Origin of the sequence: Azospirillum brasilense (assembly GCF_005222205.1) — a bacterium.
GTDB lineage: Bacteria > Pseudomonadota > Alphaproteobacteria > Azospirillales > Azospirillaceae > Azospirillum > Azospirillum brasilense_G.
Genome location: NZ_CP032346.1, coordinates 466,609 through 489,444 on the forward strand (window position 1 = coordinate 466,609; position 22,836 = coordinate 489,444).

Below are 22,836 nucleotides of genomic sequence, written 5' to 3' on the forward strand. Positions count from 1 at the left end.
TCACTCCGCGCCCGGCACCGGGTGCGGCGCCTCCGGGGTGACGCCGGACCGGCGTTTCCACAGGCGGGAGACGGCGTTGCCGGCGTCCTCCATGTAGAGGAACAGCACCGGCGTGATGTAGAGCGTCAGGATCTGCGACACGCACAGGCCGCCGACCACCGCGAGGCCGAGCGGCTGGCGAAGCTCCGCGGCGGCGCCGTGGGCGACGGCGATGGGCAGGGTGCCCATGATCGCCGCCATCGTCGTCATCATGATCGGGCGGAAGCGCAGCAGGCAGGCCTGCTCGATCGCCTCGCGCGCGGTCATGCCCTGGTTGCGCTGCGCGTCGATGGCGAAGTCGATCATCATGATCGCGTTCTTCTTCACGATGCCGATCAGCATCAGGATGCCGATGATCGCGATGACGCTCAGCTCCTGCCCGAACACCATCAGCGTCGCCAGCGCCCCGATGGCCGCGGACGGCAGGCCGGACAGAATGGTCAGCGGGTGGATGAAGCTCTCGTACAGCACGCCGAGCACGATGTAGATCACCAGCACCGCGGCGAGCAGCAGCAGCCCCTGGCTCTTCTGCGCGTCCTCGAACACCTGGGCGGTGCCGGCGAAGCCGGTGGTGATGCCCGGCGGCAGGGCCATCTCCATCTCCGCCTGCCGGACGGCGTTCACCGCCTCGCCCAGCGAATGGCCGGGCGCCACGTTGAAGGACAGGGTGACGGCGGGCAACTGGCCCTGGTGATTGACCGTCAGCGGACCGGCGGTGCGCTGCACGCTGGCGAAGGCGTCCAGCGGCACCAGCTTGCCGGAGCCGGAGCGCACATAGATTCGCGACAGCGCGTTGTCGTCCTGCTGGTACTTCGGCGCCAGCTCGATCAGCACCTGATAGTCGTTGGTCGGCGTGTAGATCGTCGAAACCTGCCGCTGGCCGAAAGCGCTGTAGAGGGTGGAGCGCACCTGATCGACCCCGATCCCCAGCGTCGCCGCCTTTTCGCGATCCACATGCACATAGGCCTGGGGGCTGTTGAGCTGGAGGTCGCTGGTCACGTCCTGCAGGATCGGGATGTCGTGCATCGCCCGTTCCAGCCTTGCGGACCAGGCGTACAGCTCTTCCGTGTTCAGGCCCTGGATCGTGTACTGAAACTCGTTCTTGGAGGAACGGCCACCGATGCGGAGATTCTGCACCGGCTGCATGTAGACCGCCATGTCGGGGATGCCGGCGAGCTGGCGGCGGAGCTGCTGGATCACCTCGCCGGCCGGCGGACGTTCGGCGCGCGGCTTCAGCACGACGAACATGCGGCCGGTGTTGACCGAGTTGCCGCCGATGGCGACCGACGAGGTCATGTCCGCCACCGCCGGGTGGGCCTTGATGATCCGCGCCACCTCCTGCTGCCGCTCGGCCATGGCCGGGAAGGAGATGTCGGGCGCGGCCTCCGTCGAGACGGTGATCTGGCCGATGTCCTCGGTCGGGAAGAAGCCCTTGGGAATCGCCTGGAACAGCAGGGCGGAGCCGACCACCGTCGCGATCATCACCAGCCCCATCACCGGGCGGTGCCTCAGCGCCAGCCGCAGGGTCACGGCGTAGCCGCGGTGCAGCGCGCTGAACCCGCCTTCCAGGACGCGGCCGAACCAGCCCTCCTTGGCGCCATGCGGTTCGTGGGTCAGCATGCGGGCGCACATCATCGGCGTCAGCGTCAGCGCCACGAAGGCCGAGGCGCTGATCGCCATGGTCACCACCAGCGCGAACTCGTGGAAGACGCGCCCGACCACCCCGCCCATCAGCAGGATCGGGATGAAGACGGCCACCAGCGACACGGTGATGGAGATGATGGTGAAGCCGATCTCCCGCGAGCCCTTGAGCGCCGCCTCGAAGGGCGGCATCCCCTCTTCGACGTAGCGGACGATGTTCTCCATCATCACGATGGCGTCGTCGACGACGAGGCCGACCGCCAGCGTCAGCGCCATCAGCGAGATGTTGTCGATGGAGAAGCCCATCAAATGCATCCCGCCCGCCGTCGCGATCAGCGAGATCGGAACGGTCAGCGCCGGAATCATCGTCGCCGTCAGGCGGCGCAGGAACAGGAAGATGACCAGCACGACGAGCGCGATGGTCAGGCCCAGCGTGAACTGCACGTCCTCCACCGCCTCGCGGATCGAGGTGGAGCGGTCGTTCACCACCTCGACCTTGGCGCTGGGCGGAAGCTGCGCGCGGAAGGTGGGCAGCAGGTTGCGCACCCGGTCGACCACGTCCACCGTGTTGGCGTCGGGCTGGCGCTGCACCGCCATGACGATGGCGCGGGTGCCGTTGTGCCAGCTCGCCGTTCGGGCGTTCTCGACGCTGTCCAGCACGGTCGCCACGTCGCCCAGACGGACCGGGGCGCCGTTGCGGTAGGCGACGATCAGGCCGCGGAAGGCTTCGGCGTCAGGAAGCTGCGGGTTGGCGGCAAGCACGAGCTGCTGCTTGGCGCCGGACAGCGTGCCGACCGGGGTGTTGGCGTTGGCGGCGGCCAGCGATTTCTGAAGCTCGTCGATGCCGATGCCGCGCACGGCCAGCGCGTTGGGGTCGACCTGGACGCGCACGGCGTATTTCTGCGCGCCGTAGATCTGCACCTGGGCGACGCCCGGCAGGGTGGCGACCTTGGGCTGGACCGCGGTCTCGGCGAAGTCGTTCAGCGACGACAGGGTCAGCGTCGGCGACGACAGCGCCAGCATCAGCACCGGCTGGTCGGCCGGGTTCACCTTTCGGTAGCTGGGCGCGGTGGTCATCTCCGCCGGCAGACGGCGCTGGGTGCGGGCGATGGCCGCCTGCACGTCCTGGGCGGCGGCGTCGATGTCGCGCTCCAGGACGAACTGGATGGTGATCGAGGTGTTGCCGAGGCTCGACGTCGAGGTGATCGTGTCGATGCCGGCGATGGTCGAGAACTCGCGCTCCAGCGGGCTGGCGACCGAGGCCGCCATGGTTTCCGGGCTGGCCCCGGGCAGCGTGGCGGAGACGTTGATGACCGGGAAATCCACCCGCGGCAGCGCCGCGACGGGCAGTTGCCGGTAGGCGGCGAGGCCTCCCAGAACCAGCGCCGCCGTCAGCAGGATGGTCATCACCGGACGGCGGATGCACAGCTCCGAGAGGGTCATGACGCGCCTCCGGTGAGCGGAGCCTTGCCGTTGGCGCCATCCTTGCCGCCGTTCTTCGCGGCGGCGACCTTGGCGCCGGGATAGAGGCGGGACTGGCCGTCGACCACCACGCGCTCACCGGCCTGCACCCCGTCGGCGATGACGGCGGTCCCCTCCTGGCTGCGGGCCACCGTGACGTTGCGGATCTCCACCGTGTCGTCGGGCTTGACCACATAGACGAAACGGCCCTGCTGGCCGGTCTGCACCGCCTCCTCCGGCAGCGTCAGCGCCTGCGGCTCGACCCGCAGGGTCAGCACCACGTCGACGAACTGGCCGGGCCACAGCCGGGTGTCGGCGTTTTCGAACTGGCCCTTCACCAGGATCGTGCCGGTCTGCTGGTCGACCTGGCTGTCCACGAAATTCAGTACGCCCTCGGCGGGCGGCACGGCGGCGCCGGGAATGCCGGCGGTGACGGACAGCTTGCTCGTCTCCATCGCCGCGCGGATGGTCGGCAGGTGGCGCTCCGGCACGTTGAAGGCAACGGTGATCGGGCGGAGCTGGGTCAGCGTGACCAGCGGGGTGGCGTCCGCCGCACGGACCATCGTGCCCGGCTTGGCGTTCACCGCACCGGTGCGCCCGTCCATGGGGGCGGCGATGCGGGTGAAGCTGAGCGAGACCTTGGCCGCCTCGATCGCCGCCTGCCCGGCCTTCACCGTGGCCTCCAACGCGTCGGCGGCGGCCACCGCCGCATCAAACTGCTGGCGGGCCACCGTATTGGAGCGCACGAGCTGCTCGTAGCGCTTCACGTCGCCGCGGGCCTTGTCGAGGTTGGCGCGGTCGCGCTCCAGATTGGCCTGGGCCTGACGGAGCTGCGCTTCCAGCGCGCGGGAGTCGAGGGTGAACAGCAGGTCGCCCGCCTTCACCTCCTGCCCCTCGGTGAAATGGACCGTCTCGACGACCGAATCGACGCGCGCCTTGATGGCGATGGCGGCCACCGGCTGGACCGAGCCGATGGTGCCCAGCCGCTCCGGCACCGCCCGCTTCTCCACCGTCTGGATGACCACCGGGAGGGCGCGCGGTCCGGCCGGGGCGGCGGCCTTCGCCGTTTGCGCGTCGGCCCCGCCCGCCCGGTGCGTGTACCAATAGCCGCCGCCGAACAGGGCGGCCAGCAGGAGCGCAAACAGCACTATGCGTTTCGTCACGTCGAACTCCCGGTAGGGCTGCCCGGTCCGGCCGGAGCGCACCATCCCGCCATTAGGCAATGCGGCCCATTATCGCAGGAGAGGCTTTGCAGGTTAATGTCCATCCTACAGCCATTTGGTAACAGACTGTAACAGCGGGTATGGGCTGCGGAGCGATTCGGCGATGCTGGACCTAAAGAATTTGGAAGCGTTCGTGTGGATCGCCCGTTTGGGCGGCTTCCGCGCCGCGGCGGGACGGCTGAACACCACCCAGCCGGCCATTTCCGCCCGCATCGCCCAGTTGGAAAAGGAGTTGGGCGTCCAGCTGTTCAACCGCGGCACGCGGCGGGTGACCCTGACGCTGAAGGGCATGGAACTGCTGGACCACGCCGAACGGATGCTGACGCTCCAGGCGGAGCTGGTGCATGCGGTCGCCGAATCGACGACCCTGCGCGGGCTGATCCGGCTGGGGGTGGCCGAGACCATCGTCCATACTTGGCTGAGCCGCCTGATCGAACGGCTGCACAACCGCTTCCCGCTGGTCAGCCTGGAGATCGAGGTCGACACCTCCATTCACCTGCGCAACGGGCTGCTGGCCCACGACCTCGACATCGCCTTCATGCTGGGGCCGGTGGCCGAGCCGGACATGCGCAACGAGGCGCTGAGCAGCTACCCCATGGCCTGGGTGGCCAGCCCGTCGCTCGACCTGCCCGCCGGGCGGCTGGGGCTGGCCGATCTGGCGCGCTACCCCGTCATCACCTTTTCCCGGCAGACCAAGCCGTCGGTGGCCATCCAGCAGATGTTCAAGCGGCCCGGCCTGCCGCCGCTGCGCTTCTACGGCAACAGCTCGCTCGCCAGCATCGTGCGGATGACCCTGGACGGCATCGGCATCAGCGCCATCCCGCCCGCGGTGATAGAGCGCGAACTGGCGGAAGGGCTGCTGCGGCTGATCCCGGCGGAGGACCCGCTGCCCGACCTCGACTTCACCATCTGCCACCCGGTGGACAGCGACAACCCGCTGGTGCCCATCGTCGCGGACATGGCCTTGGAGATCGTGCGGGCGCAGCGGCATGGGGCGCCGACCGATAAACGCCGTTTATCGCAAACGATCCAAAATGAAAATTTGACGGATCGGACGGATGCGTGAACCCTTAGGGCACAACAGTTTGGTCACCGAGGTTTTGCCCGCCATGCAGTCCGTGACCCCAAGCACCCCGTTCCCACCCGATCCCGCGTCCGCCGCCCTGCTGGCCCGGCTGGCGATCCGCCGGGGCGAGCATCGCGGGCCGACCGCCGGACTGGCGCCCGGCCATGTGCAGGCGAACCTCGCCATCGTTCCCGCCGATGTGGCCCCCGCCTTCGAGCGGTTCTGCCGCGCCAACCCGGTTCCCTGCCCGCTGCTCGCCGTGTCGCAACCCGGCGATCACCGCTTCGCGGAGCTGGGCGCCGACCTCGACCTGCGCACCGACTTCCCGCGCTACCGAGTCTACCGCGACGGCCTGCTGGCGGAGGAGCCGGAGGACCTGCTGTCGGTCTGGCGTGACGATCTGGTCGCCTTCGCCATCGGCTGCTCCTTCTCCTTCGAGGAGGCGCTGCTCGCCGCTGGCCTGCCGGTTCGCCACATCGAGCGAGGCTGCAACGTGCCGATGTACGTGACGGACCGGGACTGCGTCGCGGTTCCGCCCTTTGCCGGCCGCATGGTGGTGTCGATGCGCCCGATGACGCCCGCGCAGGCCGAACGCGCCGCCGCGGTGACCGGGCGCTACGCCGCGGTCCACGGCGCGCCGGTGCACATCGGCGACCCGGCGGCGCTCGGCATTGGCAACCTGTCGCAGCCGGAGTTCGGCGACGCCGTTCCGCTCGCCCCCGGCGAGGTTCCCGTCTTCTGGGCCTGCGGGGTCACCCCCCAGGTGGCGCTCGCCGCCGCCCGCCTGCCCTTCGCCATCGCCCACAGCCCCGGCCACATGCTGGTCACCGACCGGCTGAACGCCGAGCTGGAGGGTGTGTCCCCTTCGGTCGCGCAACTTTTCAGATAAGAACAGGGAGCTTCATCACATGACCGCGATCACCCTGCGGACCCGCCTCGCCGCCGCCGCCTTCGGCATCGGCCTTTGCGCCACCCCGGTCGCGGCCTTCGCCGAGACCTGGGACATGCCGACCCCCTACCCCGACACGAACCTGCACACCATCACGGTGCGCCAGTTCGCCGAGGACGTGAAGGCGGCGACCAACGGCAAGATCCAGATCACCGTCCATTCCAACGGCTCGCTGGTCAAGCATCCGGAGATCAAGCGCGCCGTCCAGTCGGGCCAGGCCCAGCTCGGCGAGGTGCTCATCAGCTCCTGGGCGAACGAGGACCCGCTCTACGGGCTCGATTCCGTGCCCTTCCTGGCGACCGACTTCGCCGCTTCGAAGAAGCTCTACGAGGCGTCGAAGCCCTATCTGGAGAAAAAGCTGGAGCGTCAGCGCCTGAAGCTCCTCTACTCGATCCCGTGGCCGCCGCAGGGCCTCTACGTGAAGCAGGAGATCGGCTCGGTCGCCGACCTGAAGGGGCAGAAGTTCCGCGCCTACAACCCGGCCACCACCCGCATCGCCGAGCTGGCCGGCGCCGTGCCGACCAAGATCGAGGCCGCCGAGGTCTCGCAGGCCTTCGGCACCGGCATCGTCACCGCCATGATGACCTCCGCCGCCACCGGCGTCGACACCAAGGCGTGGGACTTCGTGAACGTCTATTACGACGTGCAAGCCTGGCTGCCGCGCAACATGGTGTTCGTCAGCACCGAGGTCTGGAAGGGCCTGGACGACGCCACGAAGAAGGCCGTCGAGCAGGCCGCCGCCAAGGCCGAGGCCACCGGCTGGACCGAGTGGGAGAAGAAGACGGCGGAGCTGAACCAGACGCTGTCCGGCAACGGCATGAAGGTGCTGACCCCGACCCCGGCGATCAAGGACGGCTTCGCCGCCATCGGCAAGACGATGACCGACGAGTGGACCAAGGCCGCCGGCGCCGACGGCGAGGCGATCATTTCGGCCTTCCGAAAGTAAGCGGCGGCGACGCTTGCCCCCACCCTAACCCTCCCCCGCTAACGCAGGGGAGGGCCGGGGTGGGGGCAATACGCCCACCACCAAAAAAAATCCCGCCCGCCCTACCCGGAGGTGGTCGCGCCATGCGCACCGCATTGACCTTCCTTTACCGCGCCGCCGAGATCCTGGGCGCGGTGTTCCTGGTGCTGATCGCCGTGCTGATCGTATCCCAGGTCTTCGCCCGGCTGGCCAACCGCATGGTGCCGGGAGCCGACGAGCTGGCCGGCTACTGCATGGCCGCCTCCTTCTTCCTGATGCTCGGTCCGGCGCTGCGCCGCGGCGCGCACATCCGCGTCGGTGTGCTGGTCGACCGGCTGCGCGGCGGCCCCCGCCGTGTCGTGGAGCTGATCTGCCTCGGCTTCGGCACGGCGCTGAGCGGCTATTTCGCGTGGTACTGGCTGCGCATGACCTACGATTCCTACGATTTCGGCGATCTGGGACAGGGCGTCCTGCCCATCCCGCTGTGGATTCCGCAGGCCGCCATGGGCGTTGGGCTGGTGATTCTCGTGATCGCCTTCCTTGATGACCTGCTGGCGGTGATACAGGGGCGCGAGGCGTCCTACCAAAGCGCCGGCATGCAGAGCGAGGGCTGACCGATGGACCAGACGACCGCTTCCATCGTCGTCGTGGTGACGATGCTCCTGATGCTGGGGACCGGCATCTGGGTGGCCCTGGCGCTGGCCGGCGTCGGCTTCGTCGCCATGGCGCTGTTCACCACCCGCCCTGTCGGCATGGTCATGGCGACCAACATCTGGGGCGCCAGCACGAGTTGGACCCTGACCGCCCTGCCCCTGTTCATCTGGATGGGCGAGATCCTGTTCCGAACGCGCATCTCGTCGGACATGTTCAAGGGACTGGCGCCATGGACGGGCTGGCTGCCGGGGCGGCTGATGCACGTCAACATCGTCGGCTGCACGATCTTCGCCGCCGTCTCCGGCTCCTCCGCGGCGACCGCCGCGACCATCGGGCGGATGACCATCCCGGAGCTGACCCGGCGCGGCTACGACCCGATGATGATCGTCGGCTCGCTGGCCGGCGCCGGCACGCTGGGCCTGCTGATCCCGCCCTCGATCATCATGATCGTGTACGGCGTCGCGGCGGACGTGTCCATCGCCCGGCTGTTCATCGCCGGCGTCATCCCGGGCATCGTTCTGACCGGACTGTTCATGCTCTATGTCGGCGGCTGGTCCCTGCTGAACCCCAACCGGGTGCCGCCGCGGGAGGCACGCCAGAGCTTCGCGGAGAAGATCCGGGACACCGGGTCGCTGATCCCCGTCATGCTGCTGATCGCCGGCGTGCTCGGCTCCATATACGCGGGCATCGCCACGCCGACCGAGGCGGCGGGCATCGGCGTCCTGGGATCGCTGCTGCTGGCGCTGGTCACGGGCACGATGAGTTGGGCGACCTTCCGCGACAGCGTGCTGGGCGCCGCGCACACCTCCTGCATGATCGGCTTCATCCTGGCGGGGGCGGCCTTCCTGACCGTCGCCATGGGCTACACCGGCATCCCGCGCCTGCTGGCGGAGTGGATCACCTCCATGCAGCTCTCCACCGCGTCGCTGCTGGTCGTGCTGACGCTGTTCTTCATCGTCATGGGCTGCTTCCTCGACGGCATCTCGATGGTCGTGCTCACCACCTCGGTCATCCTGCCGATGGTGCAGAAGGCCGGGATCGACCTGCTGTGGTTCGGCATCTACATCATCATCGTGGTGGAGATGGCCCAGATCACCCCGCCGGTGGGCTTCAACCTGTTCGTTCTGCAATCGATGACGGGCAAGAGCATCTTCACCATCGGCAAGGCCAGCCTGCCCTTCTTCGCGATGATGATCGTCATGGTGGCCCTGCTCTGGATCTTCCCGGGCATGGTGACGTGGCTGCCCTCGCTGATGATCGGGTGAGGAGCGGCATCATGGACGTCCGTTTCACGACGGCGGGCGACACGGCCTTCAACGTGGAGTTCGGGGAGGGCATCGACCGCCCGACCAACGCCCGCGTCATGGCCCTGCACGCCCGGCTGAAGGCCGCCGCCCCGCCGGGTCTGGTGGAGACGGTGCCGACCTTCCGCTCTCTCCAGGTGGTTTACGACCCGGCGGCCACCAGCCGCCGGGAGGTCCAGGCCGCCGTGGAGGCGGAACTGGCCCACGCCGGGGACGCGCCGGCCGACGGCAGCCTGTGGCGGCTGCCCGTCTGCTACGACCCGGAGTTCGGCCCGGACCTCGCGGAGCTGTCCGCGTCGCTCGGCCTGTCGGCGGACCGCCTGATCGACCTCCACGGGTCGACCGAGTATTTCGTCTATATGCTGGGCTTCATGCCGGGCTTCGCCTACATGGGCGACCTGCCGGGCAAATTGGAAAAGCCGCGGCGCAGCGAGCCCCGGGTCCGCGTGCCGGCGGGCTCCGTCGCCACCGCCGGGCGGCTGACCACGGTCTATCCTTGGGAGAGTCCCGGCGGCTGGCACCTGATCGGGCGCTGCCCGGTGCCGCTCTACGACGGCGCCCGCCCCTCGCCGGTCCTGTTGTCCGCCGGCGACCGGGTGCGCTTCGAGGCGGTGGACCGCGCCCGCTTCGACGCCCTGGCGGCCGAGACCGCCGCGGGGCGCTTCGATGCCGACACGCTGAGGGCCGCGCCATGAGCACGCCCTGCCTCACCGTCGTCCGGCCGGGGTTGTTCGCCACGATCCAGGATCTCGGCCGCTTCGGCCATCAGGAACTCGGCATGCCGGTGGCCGGCGCGCTCGACCCCATCGCCCTGCGCCTCGCCAACGCGCTGGTCGGCAACCCGGCGGGCACCGCGGGGGTGGAGATCGCCCTGCTCGGGCCCGCGCTGAAGGTGGAGGCCGACAGCGTGCGCGTCGCCGTCGTCGGCCCGATGGCGCTGAGCGTGGAGCGCGAGGGGGCATCGCCCCAGCCGCTGGAGCCGCACCGCAGCCACACGCTGACCCGCGGCGACGTGCTGAAGCTGGGCGCTGTCACCGGGGCGGCGGTCGCCTATCTGACGGTCGCCGGGGGCTTCGCGCTGGAGCCCTTCCTGGGCAGCTTGTCCACCTACGTGCGCGCCGGCATCGGGCCGCTCGGCGGCAAGCCGCTGGGCGACGGGACTCGTCTGCCGCTCAACCGCGACACCGCCCCGCCGGGCACCGACGTGGAACTGACGGAGCCGCCGGACTATGGCGGCGGGCCGGTGCGGGTGGTGCTCGGCCCGCAGGAGGACCGCTTCACGGCGGTGGCGGTGGAGACCTTCCTGTCGGCCACGTACCGCGTCGGCAAGGACGCCGACCGCATGGGCCTGCGGCTCGAGGGGCCGACGCTCGCCCACACCGGCTCCGCCGACATTCCGTCGGACGGGCTGGTCACCGGCTCGATCCAGGTGCCGGGCAACGGCCAGCCGATCCTTCTGCTGAACGACCACCAGACGGCCGGCGGCTATGCCAAGATCGCCACGGTGATCTCCGCCGACCTGCCCCGCGTCGGCCGGCTGAGCCCCGGCGGCGCCCTCAGCTTCCGGGCCGTCACGGTGGAGGAGGCGGAGGCCATTCGGCGGCGCCAGGAACAGACCATCGCGGCCTGGGTCCGCGCCATCCGCCCGGTGCGCCCGGCGGGCGGCGTCGATCTGGAGGCGCTCTACGCGGAGAACCTTGTGTCCGGGGTCGTCGACATCGTCAACGGCAACGGCGACATCCTGAACCAAGAACAAATGTGCGGGAGGGCCCCATGACCATCACCGTGAACCTGAACGCCGACCTGGGCGAGGGCTTCGGCGCCTACGACATCGGCGACGACGAGTCCATGCTGGGCATCGTCGCCTCCGCCAACATCGCCTGCGGCTTCCACGCCGGTGATCCGCTGGTGATGACGCGGACCGTCCGGAACGCGGTCGCCAAGGGCGTAAGCCTCGGCGCCCACCCCTCCTACCCCGACCTCCAGGGCTTCGGCCGCCGCCCCCTGCGGATGTCGGCGGCGGAGGTGGAGGCGATGGTCGCCTATCAGATCGGCGCGCTGATGGGCGTCGCCGCCACCGCCGGCGGTTCGGTTACCCATGTGAAGGCGCACGGAGCGCTGAACAACATGGCGGCGGTGGACGAAGGGCTGGCGATGGCGATCGGGCGGGCGATCAAGGGCGTCGATCCCAACCTGATCTATCTCGCCACCGCCGGCTCGGAGATGGCGCGGGCCGGGCGGACGCTGGGCCTGCCCACGGCGGAAGAGGTCTTCGCCGACCGTGCCTACGACGACAACGGCAACCTCGTGCCGCGCGGCCAGCCCGGCGCGATGATCCACGACCCGGACGTCGCGGCCACCAACGTCCTGCGCATGCTGGAGGAAGGCGTGATCCTGTCGGTCACCGGCACGCGCATCCCCTGCACCGTCCATTCCGTCTGCGTCCATGGCGACGAGCCGAGCGCCGTCGCCATGGCCGGCAACCTGCGCCGCACGCTGGAAGCCAAGGGGGTCCGCATCGTCCCGCTGCCGGAGCTGCGCGACCGTTTCTAACGGTCGGCGATCATGCGGGCCGCAGCTTCGCCGCCTGGGCGAGGCTGGCGAGCGTGTCCAGGATGACCTGTGGGCTGACCGGCTTGCGCAGCACCACCAGCGGCTGCCAGCGGTCGGACGTCAGGTCGTCCTCCCCCGCCTCTATCGACAGGAAGCCGGTCATCACCAGGATCGGCAGCCCGGCGGCCCTGGTCCGCAGTTCGCGGATCAGAGCGCGACCGTCCATGCGCGGCATGCGCAGATCGGTTATGACGAGGTCGGCGGGATCGGCGCTGTAACGCTCCAGCCCCTCCTGACCGTCCTGGGCCAGGGTCACGCGGTATCCCTTACGGGATAAGAAATCCTCCAGCGCCATGGCGGCGAGGGCTTCGTCCTCGGCCACCAGGACATGCAGCGGAGCGGTGACAGGGTCAGGCATGAGCGCGCTCCACGTCCTGAACGGAGGGATGGGACACCGGCACGGTGATGGTGAAACGGACACCGCGGCTTCCATCGTCGTGGGTCACGTTCGCCGCATCGATCCGCCCGCCCATGGAATCGACGATGCCATAGCCGATGGACAGGCCGAGGCCGGACCCCTTCCCAACCTCCTTGGTCGTGAAGAAGGGGTCGAAGATGCGCGGCAGGATATCCGGATCGATGCCGCCGCCGTCGTCGGTGATGGTGATGACGGCCCGCCCGGCGGTCAGGTCACACCCCATGGCCACGGCGATCCGCCCGGCGGCGGGCGATCCGTCGGGGTCGGCGCGCCACTCCAGGATGGCGTCGCGGGCGTTGGACAGCAGATTGACCAGCACCTGCTCCAATTGCAGCGGGCGCCCGCGCGCCACGCAGTCGACGGCCGGGACATCGCTCACAACCTCGATGTTCTCCAAGGCGAACTGGTTGGACACCAGCTCGACGGCTGACCGGACGCAGGCCGTGGGGTCGAAGCGCTGGGTGGCGCCGTCGCGGCGGCTGAAGGTGCGCATGTGGTCGATGATGCGGCCCATGCGCTCCGCCTGCTCGGACATGATGGTCAGCACCTTGTCCAGGCGCGCAGTGTCGGCGTCCCCGTCGCGCAGGCGGGACAGGGCGTTCTCCGCCCAGATCCGGATGATGTTCAGGGGCTGGCTCATCTCATGGGCCATGCCGGCGGCGAGCGTGCCCAGGGTCGCTAGCTTGGAGGTCTGGACCAGCTCCTCCTGAAGCCTCTTGCGGTCGGTGATGTCGCGGGCGCTGCCGAGGATCTGGACCACCCGCCCATCCTCGCCGCGCACCGGCACCAGGACGGTGTGCCAGGTCCGCCGTCCGATGGGCAGGTCCAGCGTTTCCTCGTAATCGATCGGGCCGCCCGCGGCGACGCAGGCGCTGTAGCGTTCGATCACCGCCTCGGCGGTCTCCGTCGGAACGGCCTCACGGACCAGCCGGCCGCGGATGGTCTCAGGATCGATCCCCGTCGCCCGCGCGTGGGCGGGGTTGAGCGTGTCGAAGGCGAAGTCTCCATCCGGCGTGACCGTGACGACGAACAGCCCTTCCGCCAGATTGTTGAAGAAGCTGGCGTAGCGCAACTCGGCCTGACGCCGGATCTCGATCTCGCGCTGCAAAGCCGCGTTGGCGTCGGCGAGTTGGGTGGCGCTGGGCAGGGCGAGCGCCCTGGGCATCTGCACCCACAAGGCGACGGCGGTCAGCACGGACACCAGCGCGGTCAGCGCCTTGACGATGCCTTCCACGGCGTAGTCGGGGTACCACAAGGTCCACAGGCTGAAGAAATGCGTCGTGCCGCACGCCAGGATGAAGACGGCGAACAGCCAGACGATCCAGGTGAAGGCGACGTCCCGGCGCTTCAGGACGAAGTAAAGCAGCGCCAGCGGAATGGAATAATAGGAAAGGCCGGTCAGCACATCCGACACGATGTGCAGGGTCAGGATTTCCGGACGCCAGAACAGGCACACGCCGTGAGGCAAGTACGCGCTGGTGTCGAAGAAGGCTTCCACGCCACCGAACATGCCGCCCCTCTTTTATCGGTCACCGCCCGCGGCCCAGCCGGGTCAGGAAACGCCGCCGTTTCTTTTATCTCGCCGCAAAACCTTGAAGCACAACGCCTTGCGGCACCCTGCCGCGGAGGCTGCATCAGCGAACGCTACTCGAATCAGAGGAGCGGGGCAACATGCGGAACGCGATGCCGGCCAATGGTCAGCGCGTTCCGCATGGTTTCGGATGTACGTCAGGCCGCGGTGTGCACCTTGCGGTTTTGCTCGCGGGTCTTCAGGAAGCGCAGGGCTGGAAAGTCCTCCTGCGTGCGGTTCAGGTGCCAGGCGTTGCGGGCCAGGAAGACCAGCGCCCCGTCATGGTCCTCCGCCGCCGCCGAGCGGTTGAGGTCGAGGAACTTCTTGAGCTGGTCCTCGTCGTCCGTCTCGATCCAGCGGGCGGCGTCCACACCGGCCCCTTCGAAGCGGGCGGCAAGGCCGTACTCCGCCTCGATGCGGGCGGCCAGCACCTCGAACTGGAGCTGGCCGACCACGCCGACCACCCAATCCGCCCCGGTCAGCGGCTTGAACACCTGGGAAGCGCCCTCCTCCGCGAAATGCTCCAGCGCCTTTCGCAGGTGCTTCACGCGCATCGGGTCTTCCAACCGGACGCGCTGAAGCAGTTCCGGCGCGAAGCTCGGCACGCCGGTGAAGCGCAGGTCCTCGCCCTCGGTCAGCGTGTCGCCGATGCGGAGGCTGCCGTGGTTGGGGATGCCCATGATGTCGCCGGGCCACGCCTCTTCCGCCAGCTCGCGGTCGCGGGCCAGGAACAGCACGGCGTTGTTCACCGCCATCAGCTTGCCCGACCGGACATGCTTCAGCTTGGCCCCGCGCTTGAACTTGCCGGAGCAGATGCGCACGAAGGCGATGCGGTCGCGGTGGTTGGGGTCCATGTTGGCCTGGACCTTGAACACGAAGCCGCTGAACTTGCCCTCGTCGGGCTGCACCGAGCGCTGCTCCGCCGGCTGCGGGCGCGGCGGCGGGGCGTTCTCGGCCAGTCCCTGGAGAAGCTCGCGCACGCCGAAGTTGTTGATCGCCGAGCCGAAATAAATCGGCGTCAGATGGCCGGCGCGGTAGGCCTCCAGATCGAAGGGCGGCATCAGCCCGCGGGCCATCTCCACCTCCTCGCGCAGCTTCGCCACGGCGTGGGCCGGCAGCAGCTCGTCGAGGCGCGGGTCGTCGAGGCCGTTGCACTCGATGCCGTCGTCGATCTCGTCGCCCTTGGTGCGGTCCATCAGGATCAGGCGGTCGCGGATCAGGTCGTAGCAGCCCAGGAAGTCGCGTCCCATGCCGATGGGCCAGCTCGCCGGGGTGACTTCCAGCGCCAGCGAGCTTTCAATCTCGGAAATGAGGTCGAAGGGGTCGCGCGCCTCGCGGTCCATCTTGTTGCAGAAGGTCACGATGGGAACGTCGCGCAGGCGGCAGACCTCGAACAGCTTCAGCGTCTGGCTTTCGATGCCCTTCGCGCCGTCGATCACCATGACGGCGCTGTCCACCGCGGTCAGCGTCCGGTAGGTGTCCTCCGAGAAGTCCTCGTGGCCCGGCGTGTCCAGCAGGTTGAAGGTGCGCCCCTCGTAATCGAAGGTCATGACGGAGGCGGTCACGGAGATGCCGCGCTCGCGCTCCACCTTCATCCAGTCCGACTTGGCGCGGCGCTGCTCGCCGCGGGCCTTCACGGCGCCGGCCATCTGGATGGCGCCGCCGAACAGCAGCAGCTTTTCGGTGAGGGTGGTCTTGCCGGCGTCGGGGTGCGCGATGATCGCGAAGGTTCGACGCCGGGAAACAGCGTCCAGAAGCTCGGACATGCGCGTTCCCGTAACTCAGCGGTGCAGACAACGGCGAAGAGGGCCGGGAGGCGGAACGCCCCACGGCCCTCTTCGTTCGGACGTATAGATAGCAGCGAAGACCGGCCCGTTCCAGCCTTCATCCCTCCCAGCCGTTGCGTGGAGGGATGAAGGGGTCCGGGATGCCTTACAGGCTCAGCTCGGCGATCTGCACGGCGTTGAGCGCGGCCCCCTTCAGGAGCTGGTCGCCGCAGACGAACAGGTCGAGGCCGTGGTCGCCGAAGATCAGGCTGGTGCGGATGCGGCCGACCTCGACGTCGAACTGGCCGGTGGCGTTGATCGGCATCGGGTAGACGCCGTCCGCCGGCACGTCCTTGACCACCACGCCCGGCGCGTCGGCCAGCACGGCGCGGGCGGCGTCCGGGGTGACCGGCGACAGCGTCTCGACCGTGATCGCCTCCGAATGGGCGCGGTAGGTCGGGATGCGCACCGCCGTGCAGCTGACCGGCAGGTCCGGGATCTCAAGGATCTTCCGGGTCTCCCAGGTCACCTTCATCTCCTCCTTCGTGTAGCCGTTCTCCTGGAAGGCGTCGATCTGGGGGATCAGGTTGAAGGGGATCGGGTGACGGAACACGCTGTTGACGACCGGCTTGCCGTCGAGCTGGTTGCGGGTCTGCTCCTCAAGCTCGGCCATGCCCTCCGCACCGGCGCCGCTGGTCGCCTGGTAGGTGGAGACGATGACACGGCGAAGGCCGAAGGCCTTGTGCAGAGGCCCGAGCGCGACGACGGCGATGGCGGTCGTGCAGTTCGGGTTGGCGATCAGCTTGGCGTCGCCCATGGCGTGGGCGTTGATCTCCGGCACGATCAGCGGGACGTTGTCGTCGTAGCGGAAGGCCGAGGAGTTGTCGATCACCAGCGCCCCGCCGGCGGCGATGGCCGGCGCGTGCTCCTTGGCGAAATCACCGGACACGGCGAGCAGGACGATGTCGTAACCCTTCACCTTCTCGACGTCGAACGCCACGAGGGTCTTCTCGCCGAACGGGGTCTCGACGGTCCGGCCGGCGCTGCGCTCCGACGCGAACAGGCCGAGTTCCGCGACCGGGAACGAACGGCGGTGAAGAACATCGACCATCTCGCGGCCGACGGCGCCCGTGGCACCGACGATGGCGACGCGGCGGGGAGAAGGAGAAGAGGTGCTCATGGGTGTGGTCCGTCCTTTGGTCTTGCCCGGATCGAGCGTGGACGGCGGCCCCAGATGCACCAAGGCCCCGTCCGTGTCCGGCGGGGCCTTCGTGGTGGGTGAAGCGTCTTACTCGATCAACGCACGCCACCGTCCGACGGCCCGCCGGAGCGGGTCGTTTTGGTAGTGGTGGTGGTGATGGCGAGCGAGCGATTCATAACCCGCTAGATAAACGAAAGGCGCGGGGCTTGTAAAGCGCCCGCGCCTTCGCGCCGCAATTTTTGTCAGGCTCCGGACAAGACCGCGTCAGCCCTCGGTTTCGGTCACATGCTCCGGCTTCACGGGATGCACGTCCCAGATCTCCGTCGCGTACTCCATGATGGTGCGGTCGGAGGAGAACCAGCCCATGTTGGCGGTGTTCAGGATGGCCTTGCGCGTCCATTCCTCCTGGTCGCGGTAGAGGTCCATGGCCGCCTGCTGCGCCTGGCAATAGTCGGCGAAGTCCGCCGTCACCAGGAAATGGTCGCCGCCGTCGGTCAGCGCCTGGAGGATCGGGTGGTAGCGGTTGGGATCGTCCGGCGAGAAGACGCCGGTGGAGATCATGTCCAGCGCCCGCTTCAGGCTGGGGTTGGACGCGATGACCTCGCGCGGGTTGAAGCCGCCGCTGGCGCGCAGGTCGTTCACCTCCTCCGCCGTCAGGCCGAAGATGAAGATGTTGTCCTCGCCCACATGCTCGCGGATCTCGACGTTGGCGCCGTCCAGCGTGCCGATGGTCAGCGCGCCGTTCAGGGCCAGCTTCATGTTGCCGGTGCCCGACGCCTCCATGCCCGCGGTGGAGATCTGCTCCGACAGGTCGGCCGCCGGCATGATGATCTCCGCCGCCGTCACGTTGTAGTTCGGCAGCAGAACGATCTTCAGGTTGTCGTGCACCGACGGGTCATGGTTCACCACCTTCGCCACATCGTTGATGAGCTTGATGATGAGCTTCGCCATGTGGTAGCTCGGCGCCGCCTTGCCGGCGAAGATCTTGGTCACCGGCACCCAGGCGACGGTCGGGTTGTCGCGCATCTCGTTGTACAGCGCGATCGCCTGGAGGATGTTCAGGAGCTGGCGCTTGTACTCGTGCATGCGCTTGACCTGCACGTCGAACAGGCTGTCCACCTGCACGTCCACCCCGGTCTGGCGCGCGATGTAGGCGGCCAGCCGCTTCTTGTTCTTGCGCTTGGCCCGGCGGAACTCCTCGCGGAAGACCAGATCGTCGGCCTTCTCCGCCAGCGCCTTGATCTGGCTGAGGTCCTTGATCCAGCCGTTGCCGATGCGGCTGGTGATCAGCGCGGCCAGCGGCTGGTTCGCCTGATGCAGCCAGCGGCGCGGGGTGATGCCGTTGGTCTTGTTGTTGATGCGCTCCGGGAATTCCGCATGGAAGTCGGCGAAGACCGTCTGCTTCATCAGCTCGGTGTGCAGGGCCGACACGCCGTTGACCTTGTGCGAGCCGAGGAAGGCCAGATTGCCCATGCGCACCCGGCGGTCGCCGCGCTCGTCGATCAGCGACAGGCGGGACAGCCGCCCGTTGTCGCCCGCCGCCCGCGCCTTGGAGCGGTTGAGGAACTTGGCGTTGATTTCGTAGATGATCTGCATGTGGCGCGGCAGCACGCGCTCCATCATGCGCACCGGCCACGCCTCCAGCGCCTCCGGCAGCAGCGTGTGGTTGGTGTAGGAGAAGGTCGCGCGGGTGATGTCCCACGCCTTGTCCCAGGTCACGCCGTGCTGGTCCACCAGCAGCCGCATCAGCTCGGCGATGCCGATGGCCGGGTGCGTGTCGTTGAGCTGGATCGCCGCCTTGTCCGGCAGGCTGTCGAAATTGGAATGGTGCTGCAGATAGCGGCGCAGGATGTCCTGCAGCGAGGCGGAGGTGAAGAAGTACTCCTGCTTCAGCCGCAGTTCCTTGCCGCCCTCCGTCGCGTCGTTCGGGTAGAGGACGCGGCTCAGATTCTCGGTCAGCACCTTCTGCTCGACCGCCTTCATGTAGGCGCCGTCGTTGAAGTGTCCGAAGTTGAAGTCGCGCGTGGCGCGGGCCGACCACAGGCGCAGCGTGTTGATCGTGTCGCCGCCGTAGCCGACCACCGGCGTGTCGTAGGCCATGGCCAGCACGCGCTCGGCATCGACCCAGCGATAGGCGCGCTCGCCCACCGAATCCCGGAACTCCTCGACACGGCCGTAGAACTGGACCGGATACAGCACCTCCGGACGCGGGAACTCCCACGGGTTGCCGAACTGCAGCCACTGCTCCGGATACTCGACCTGCCAGCCATGCTCGAAGCGCTGCTCGAACAGGCCGAACTCGTAGCGGATGCCGTAGCCGTAGCCGGGCAGCGCTTCCGACGCCATGCTGTCGAGGAAACAGGCGGCCAGACGGCCGAGGCCGCCGTTGCCGAGTGCCGCGTCCGGCTCCGCCTCCACCACATCGTCGAGGTTCAGGCCGATGCGGTCGAGCGCCTGGCGGCACTGGTCGGTGATGCCGAGGTTGGCGAGGCTGTTGGTCAGAAGGCGGCCGATCAGGAATTCCAGCGAGAGGTAGTAAACGCGCTTGGCGTCCTGCTGGTAATAGGTCCGCGTCGTGTCCATCCAGCGGTCCACGAGGCGGTCGCGCACGGCGAGCGCCACGGTGTGGAACCAGTCGCGCCGGGTCGCCGCCCGCGCGTCCTTGCCGACGGAATAAACCAGCCACTCCAGAAACGAGCGCTTCAGCCCGTCGACATCCAGACTGCGGCGTTCGATCTCGCGGGACTTATACCGAGCGTCCATGTCTTGACTTTCTTCTTTCCAGGGCCAACTGGAGCGGCGGTTATTCAGCCGGTCTTCCATCGGCGGCAGTTTCCGGGGTCCATGGTTAAGCAACGTTTAAGTCGCTGCGCCCAACCAGTCGAATCGGCTAGGCCGTTCGTCCAGAGCAACAGCCAAGACTTGCCCTTGTGCCACACGCGCTGTGCCAAAACGGAAACCATCCCGGCGGCGCACCGAAGCTCGGTAACCGCTGCGAATCCCCGCTGGAGGGAGTAAGATGGCGTCCGTGTCAGCCTCTTTGAACCTCCCGATGCTCGACAATACCGTATCTGCTGCGGATACCCGCCAGGATCTGCCGGGCGACGCCACCATCCTGCTCCGTCAGGCCCAGCCGGCGGACATCCCCGCTCTGCTGGCCATCGAGGAGCGGTGTTTCGCCACCGACCGCCTGACCCGACGTAGTTTTCAATATTTGCTCACGAAAGCCAAGGCCACTGGACTTGTGGAAGTCCACAGCGGCGCGGTCGTCGGCTACGCCCTGGTGTCCTTCCATTCCGGCACGTCGCTCGCCCGGCTCTACTCCTTCGCCGTCGATCCCGGCCACCGCGGCCAGGGCGTCGCCAAGCGGCTGCTGGCCGCGGCGGAGCAGGCGGCCCGCTCACGGGACTGCATCTACCTGCGGCTGGAGGTGCGGCGCGACAACGCCGCCGCGATCGACCTCTACAAGAAGGCCGGCTACCGCGAGTTCGGCGTCTACACCGACTATTACGAAGACCACATGGAGGCGTTGCGGCTGGAGAAGCGCCTTGGCCACAGCGGCCCCAGCGCCCCGCTCGGCGGGCCCCTGGTTCCCTACTACCAGCAGACCCTGGACTTCACCTGCGGCCCGTCGGCCCTGATGATGGCGATGAAGGCGCTGAAGCCCGCAGAGATCGAACTGGGGCGGAAGCTGGAGATCCGGTTGTGGCGGGAATCGACGACCGTCTTCATGACCTCCGGCCATGGCGGCTGCGGCCCGTTCGGGCTGGCACTGGCTGCGGCGCGGCGCGGCTTCGCGGTGGACATCCACATCAAGGACAACGCCACCCCCTTCCTGGACAGCGTGCGCAGCGACGAGAAGAAGGAGGTCATGCGCATCGTGCACGAGGACTTCCTCGACGAGCTGGAGGGCAGCGGCGCCACCGTCCGTCACAACACGCTGAGTGCCCAGGACATGGCCGACGCGGTGGCGGGCGGGGCCATCCCCATCGTGCTCATCAGCTCCTACCGGATCTATCACGAGAAATTTCCGCATTGGGTCGTCGTGACCGGTGCCGACGACCGCTTTCTCTATGTTCATGATCCGCTTGTGTACGATCGTCACCACGCTCACATCGACCGGATGAACATGCCGATCCCGAAAGCCGACTTCGAGCGCATGGCCCGCTACGGAAAGGCCCAGTTGAAGGCCGCCCTTCTCCTCCGCCCCCAGTCCTCTGACGGGTCCGCCGACTGATGCCCGCGCATCTCCTGGTCGTTGACCGCCGGGCGGACGTGAAATGGGCGAAGGACGGCCTGCCGGTGGTCAGTGCCCGCGACTACATCGCCCATCCGGAGCAGGCGCCGCGCGGCGCGCGGGTGCTGAACCTGTCGCGCAGCTACCGCTATCTGGGCACCGGCTACTACGTCTCGTTGCTGGCGGAGGCGCGTGGCGAGCGGGTGATTCCCTCCGTCCGGACCATCCTGGACCTGTCGCAGAAGACCTTCTACCGCGCCCAGCTGGCCGAGGCGGAGGAGGCGCTGCGCAAGACCATCAAGCGGATGGACCACCCGCCGGAAGCCTCCTTCAACCTCACCCTCTTCTTCGGCCACGCCGACGACGCGCGGTTCCAGGACATCGCCCGGACGATCTTCGACCTGTTCCGCTGTCCCCTGCTGAAGGTCCAGGTCCGGCTGAAGGAGGGATGGACCATCCACGCCCTGGAGCCGCTGTCCCTGGCCGACCTGCGGCCCGACCAGGAGCCGCTGTTCCAGGCGGCGCTCGACACCTACACCCGGACCTCCTGGCGGGAGCCGGCGGCCAAGGCGCCGCCGCGCTACACGCTGGCCATCCTGCAAAACCCGAAGGAGGAGCTTCCGCCCTCCAGCCCGCGCGCGCTCCAGAAATTCGTGAAGGCCGGGGAGAGCCTGGGCATCGCGGTGGAGCTGATCGAGAAGAAGGACTACGCGCGCCTCGCCGAGTTCGACGCGCTGTTCATCCGCGAGACGACGAATCTCGACCACCACACCTACCGCTTCGCCAAGAAGGCGGCGGCGGAAGGCATGCCGGTGATCGACGATCCGAACTCGATCCTGAAATGCACCAACAAGGTCTATCTGGCCGAACTGCTGCGCGCCAACCGCATCCCGGCGCCGAAGACGGTGATCTTCGACAAGCGCGGTCTGACGACGCTGGACCAGGAGATCCCCTACCCCATCGTGCTCAAGATTCCGGACGGCTCCTTCTCCCGCGGCGTCTTCAAGGTGCAGACCCGCAGCGAGCTGGACGCGACGGCCGAAAGCCTGTTCGAGCAGTCCGACGTGATCCTGGCCCAGGAATTCATGTACACGGAGTTCGACTGGCGCGTCGGCGTGCTGAACCGGCAGCCGATCTATGTCTGCCAGTATCTGATGGCGAAGAAGCACTGGCAGATCGTCAAGCACGGCGGCAACGGCCGCGCCGAACAGGGCTCCTCCCGCACGCTGGCCGTCGAGGAAGCGCCGCGAGAGGTCATCGAGACCGCGGTGAAGGCGGCGGGGCTGATCGGCGACGGGCTCTACGGCGTGGACGTGAAACAGAACGAGCGCGGCGTCTTCGTCATCGAGATCAACGACAACCCCAGCATCGACCTCGGCGTCGAGGACGCCAAGCTGAAGGACGGTCTGTACCGCCTCATCATGGGCGAATTCCTGCGCCGCCTGGAATGCCGCCCACGCAAGCCCGGTTCCGCGGCCTGAAATCCCCTTTCGGGCAGTTCCGCCATCCCTTCGGATGACCCCCGGATTCCAAACACTTCTCCTCCTAAGATGTTTTCGGCTGTGGCCGCCGGGGAACAAGCCTCTTCCCACCGCGTTATGAAATCAACGTCACCACGAACGGGAGCAACACCGAAGCGCATCAACGCTTTGGAGTTGCCCAGGCTGGAGAGCGGGAGACCGTTGATGACGACGAACTGCTCGATGTGCTGCGCCGGACCGACACCCGGA

Annotated in this window: 17 protein-coding genes; 10 read left to right on the forward strand and 7 right to left on the reverse strand. The window is 68.0% G+C overall.

Annotated elements, in window-relative coordinates; genetic code table 11:
- Together D3869_RS16205 and D3869_RS16210 are read right to left on the reverse strand one after the other, a co-directional pair.
- On the reverse strand, nucleotides 1–3,123 hold the full coding sequence (locus D3869_RS16205; protein ID WP_137141010.1) for an efflux RND transporter permease subunit: 3,123 nt from the start codon (nucleotides 3,121–3,123) through the stop codon (nucleotides 1–3).
- Entirely contained in the window at nucleotides 3,120–4,304 is a 1,185-nt protein-coding gene (locus D3869_RS16210; protein ID WP_247895884.1) for an efflux RND transporter periplasmic adaptor subunit, read from the reverse strand. Before D3869_RS16210 ends, D3869_RS16205 begins: the two co-directional genes overlap by 4 nt.
- Nucleotides 4,305–4,467: 163 nt before the next feature.
- Between D3869_RS16210 and D3869_RS16215 the strand changes: the two genes are divergently transcribed.
- From D3869_RS16215 to D3869_RS16250, 8 genes are all read left to right on the forward strand, one after another.
- Nucleotides 4,468–5,430, forward strand: a complete 963-nt coding sequence (locus D3869_RS16215) for a LysR family transcriptional regulator (RefSeq protein ID WP_035676106.1) — start codon at nucleotides 4,468–4,470, stop codon at nucleotides 5,428–5,430.
- A gap of 43 nt (nucleotides 5,431–5,473) precedes the next feature.
- Nucleotides 5,474–6,319, forward strand: coding sequence for a putative hydro-lyase (locus tag D3869_RS16220; protein WP_137141012.1), 846 nt, complete (start codon nucleotides 5,474–5,476; stop codon nucleotides 6,317–6,319).
- A 19-nt stretch (nucleotides 6,320–6,338) separates the two neighbouring features.
- Nucleotides 6,339–7,325, forward strand: a complete 987-nt coding sequence (locus tag D3869_RS16225; RefSeq protein ID WP_137141013.1) for a TRAP transporter substrate-binding protein — start codon at nucleotides 6,339–6,341, stop codon at nucleotides 7,323–7,325.
- 122 nt (nucleotides 7,326–7,447) lie between these two features.
- Entirely contained in the window at nucleotides 7,448–7,957 is a 510-nt protein-coding gene (locus D3869_RS16230) for a TRAP transporter small permease (RefSeq protein WP_137141014.1), read from the forward strand.
- 3 nt (nucleotides 7,958–7,960) lie between these two features.
- Complete coding sequence (locus D3869_RS16235) at nucleotides 7,961–9,262, forward strand: TRAP transporter large permease (RefSeq protein WP_137141015.1); 1,302 nt, start codon at nucleotides 7,961–7,963, stop codon at nucleotides 9,260–9,262.
- An 11-nt stretch (nucleotides 9,263–9,273) separates the two neighbouring features.
- The gene (gene pxpB / locus D3869_RS16240) at nucleotides 9,274–9,996 is read left to right on the forward strand and encodes a 5-oxoprolinase subunit PxpB (protein WP_137141016.1); all 723 of its coding nucleotides are present in this window, start codon (nucleotides 9,274–9,276) and stop codon (nucleotides 9,994–9,996) included.
- The gene (locus tag D3869_RS16245) at nucleotides 9,993–11,078 is read left to right on the forward strand and encodes a biotin-dependent carboxyltransferase family protein (RefSeq protein WP_137141017.1); all 1,086 of its coding nucleotides are present in this window, start codon (nucleotides 9,993–9,995) and stop codon (nucleotides 11,076–11,078) included. The genes pxpB and D3869_RS16245 overlap by 4 nt, the downstream gene beginning before the upstream one ends.
- Entirely contained in the window at nucleotides 11,075–11,854 is a 780-nt protein-coding gene (locus D3869_RS16250; RefSeq protein WP_137141018.1) for a LamB/YcsF family protein, read from the forward strand. The genes D3869_RS16245 and D3869_RS16250 overlap by 4 nt, the downstream gene beginning before the upstream one ends.
- Nucleotides 11,855–11,864: 10 nt before the next feature.
- Here the strand turns inward: D3869_RS16250 and D3869_RS16255 are convergent, their stop codons facing one another.
- The 5 genes from D3869_RS16255 to D3869_RS16275 all read right to left on the reverse strand — a co-directional run bounded on the left by D3869_RS16255 (nucleotide 11,865) and on the right by D3869_RS16275 (nucleotide 19,632).
- Nucleotides 11,865–12,272, reverse strand: a complete 408-nt coding sequence (locus D3869_RS16255; RefSeq protein ID WP_175426508.1) for a response regulator — start codon at nucleotides 12,270–12,272, stop codon at nucleotides 11,865–11,867.
- A complete protein-coding gene (locus D3869_RS16260; RefSeq protein ID WP_137141019.1) occupies nucleotides 12,265–13,842 on the reverse strand; it encodes an ATP-binding protein in 1,578 nt (525 codons plus the stop codon). Before D3869_RS16260 ends, D3869_RS16255 begins: the two co-directional genes overlap by 8 nt.
- 218 nt (nucleotides 13,843–14,060) lie before the next feature.
- Nucleotides 14,061–15,668, reverse strand: a complete 1,608-nt coding sequence (locus D3869_RS16265) for a peptide chain release factor 3 (RefSeq protein WP_094302480.1) — start codon at nucleotides 15,666–15,668, stop codon at nucleotides 14,061–14,063.
- A 166-nt stretch (nucleotides 15,669–15,834) separates the two neighbouring features.
- Nucleotides 15,835–16,848, reverse strand: coding sequence for an aspartate-semialdehyde dehydrogenase (locus D3869_RS16270; protein WP_137141020.1), 1,014 nt, complete (start codon nucleotides 16,846–16,848; stop codon nucleotides 15,835–15,837).
- Nucleotides 16,849–17,133: 285 nt separating this feature from the next.
- A complete protein-coding gene (locus tag D3869_RS16275; protein ID WP_137141021.1) occupies nucleotides 17,134–19,632 on the reverse strand; it encodes a glycogen/starch/alpha-glucan phosphorylase in 2,499 nt (832 codons plus the stop codon).
- Between the two features lie 352 nt (nucleotides 19,633–19,984).
- On the opposite strand from D3869_RS16275, the gene rimI reads away from it, so the two are divergent.
- A complete protein-coding gene (gene rimI, locus D3869_RS16280) occupies nucleotides 19,985–21,106 on the forward strand; it encodes a ribosomal protein S18-alanine N-acetyltransferase (protein ID WP_137141976.1) in 1,122 nt (373 codons plus the stop codon).
- Complete coding sequence (locus tag D3869_RS16285) at nucleotides 21,106–22,587, forward strand: RimK family protein (protein WP_137141022.1); 1,482 nt, start codon at nucleotides 21,106–21,108, stop codon at nucleotides 22,585–22,587. The genes rimI and D3869_RS16285 overlap by 1 nt, the downstream gene beginning before the upstream one ends.
- Nucleotides 22,588–22,836: the final 249 nt, after the last annotated feature.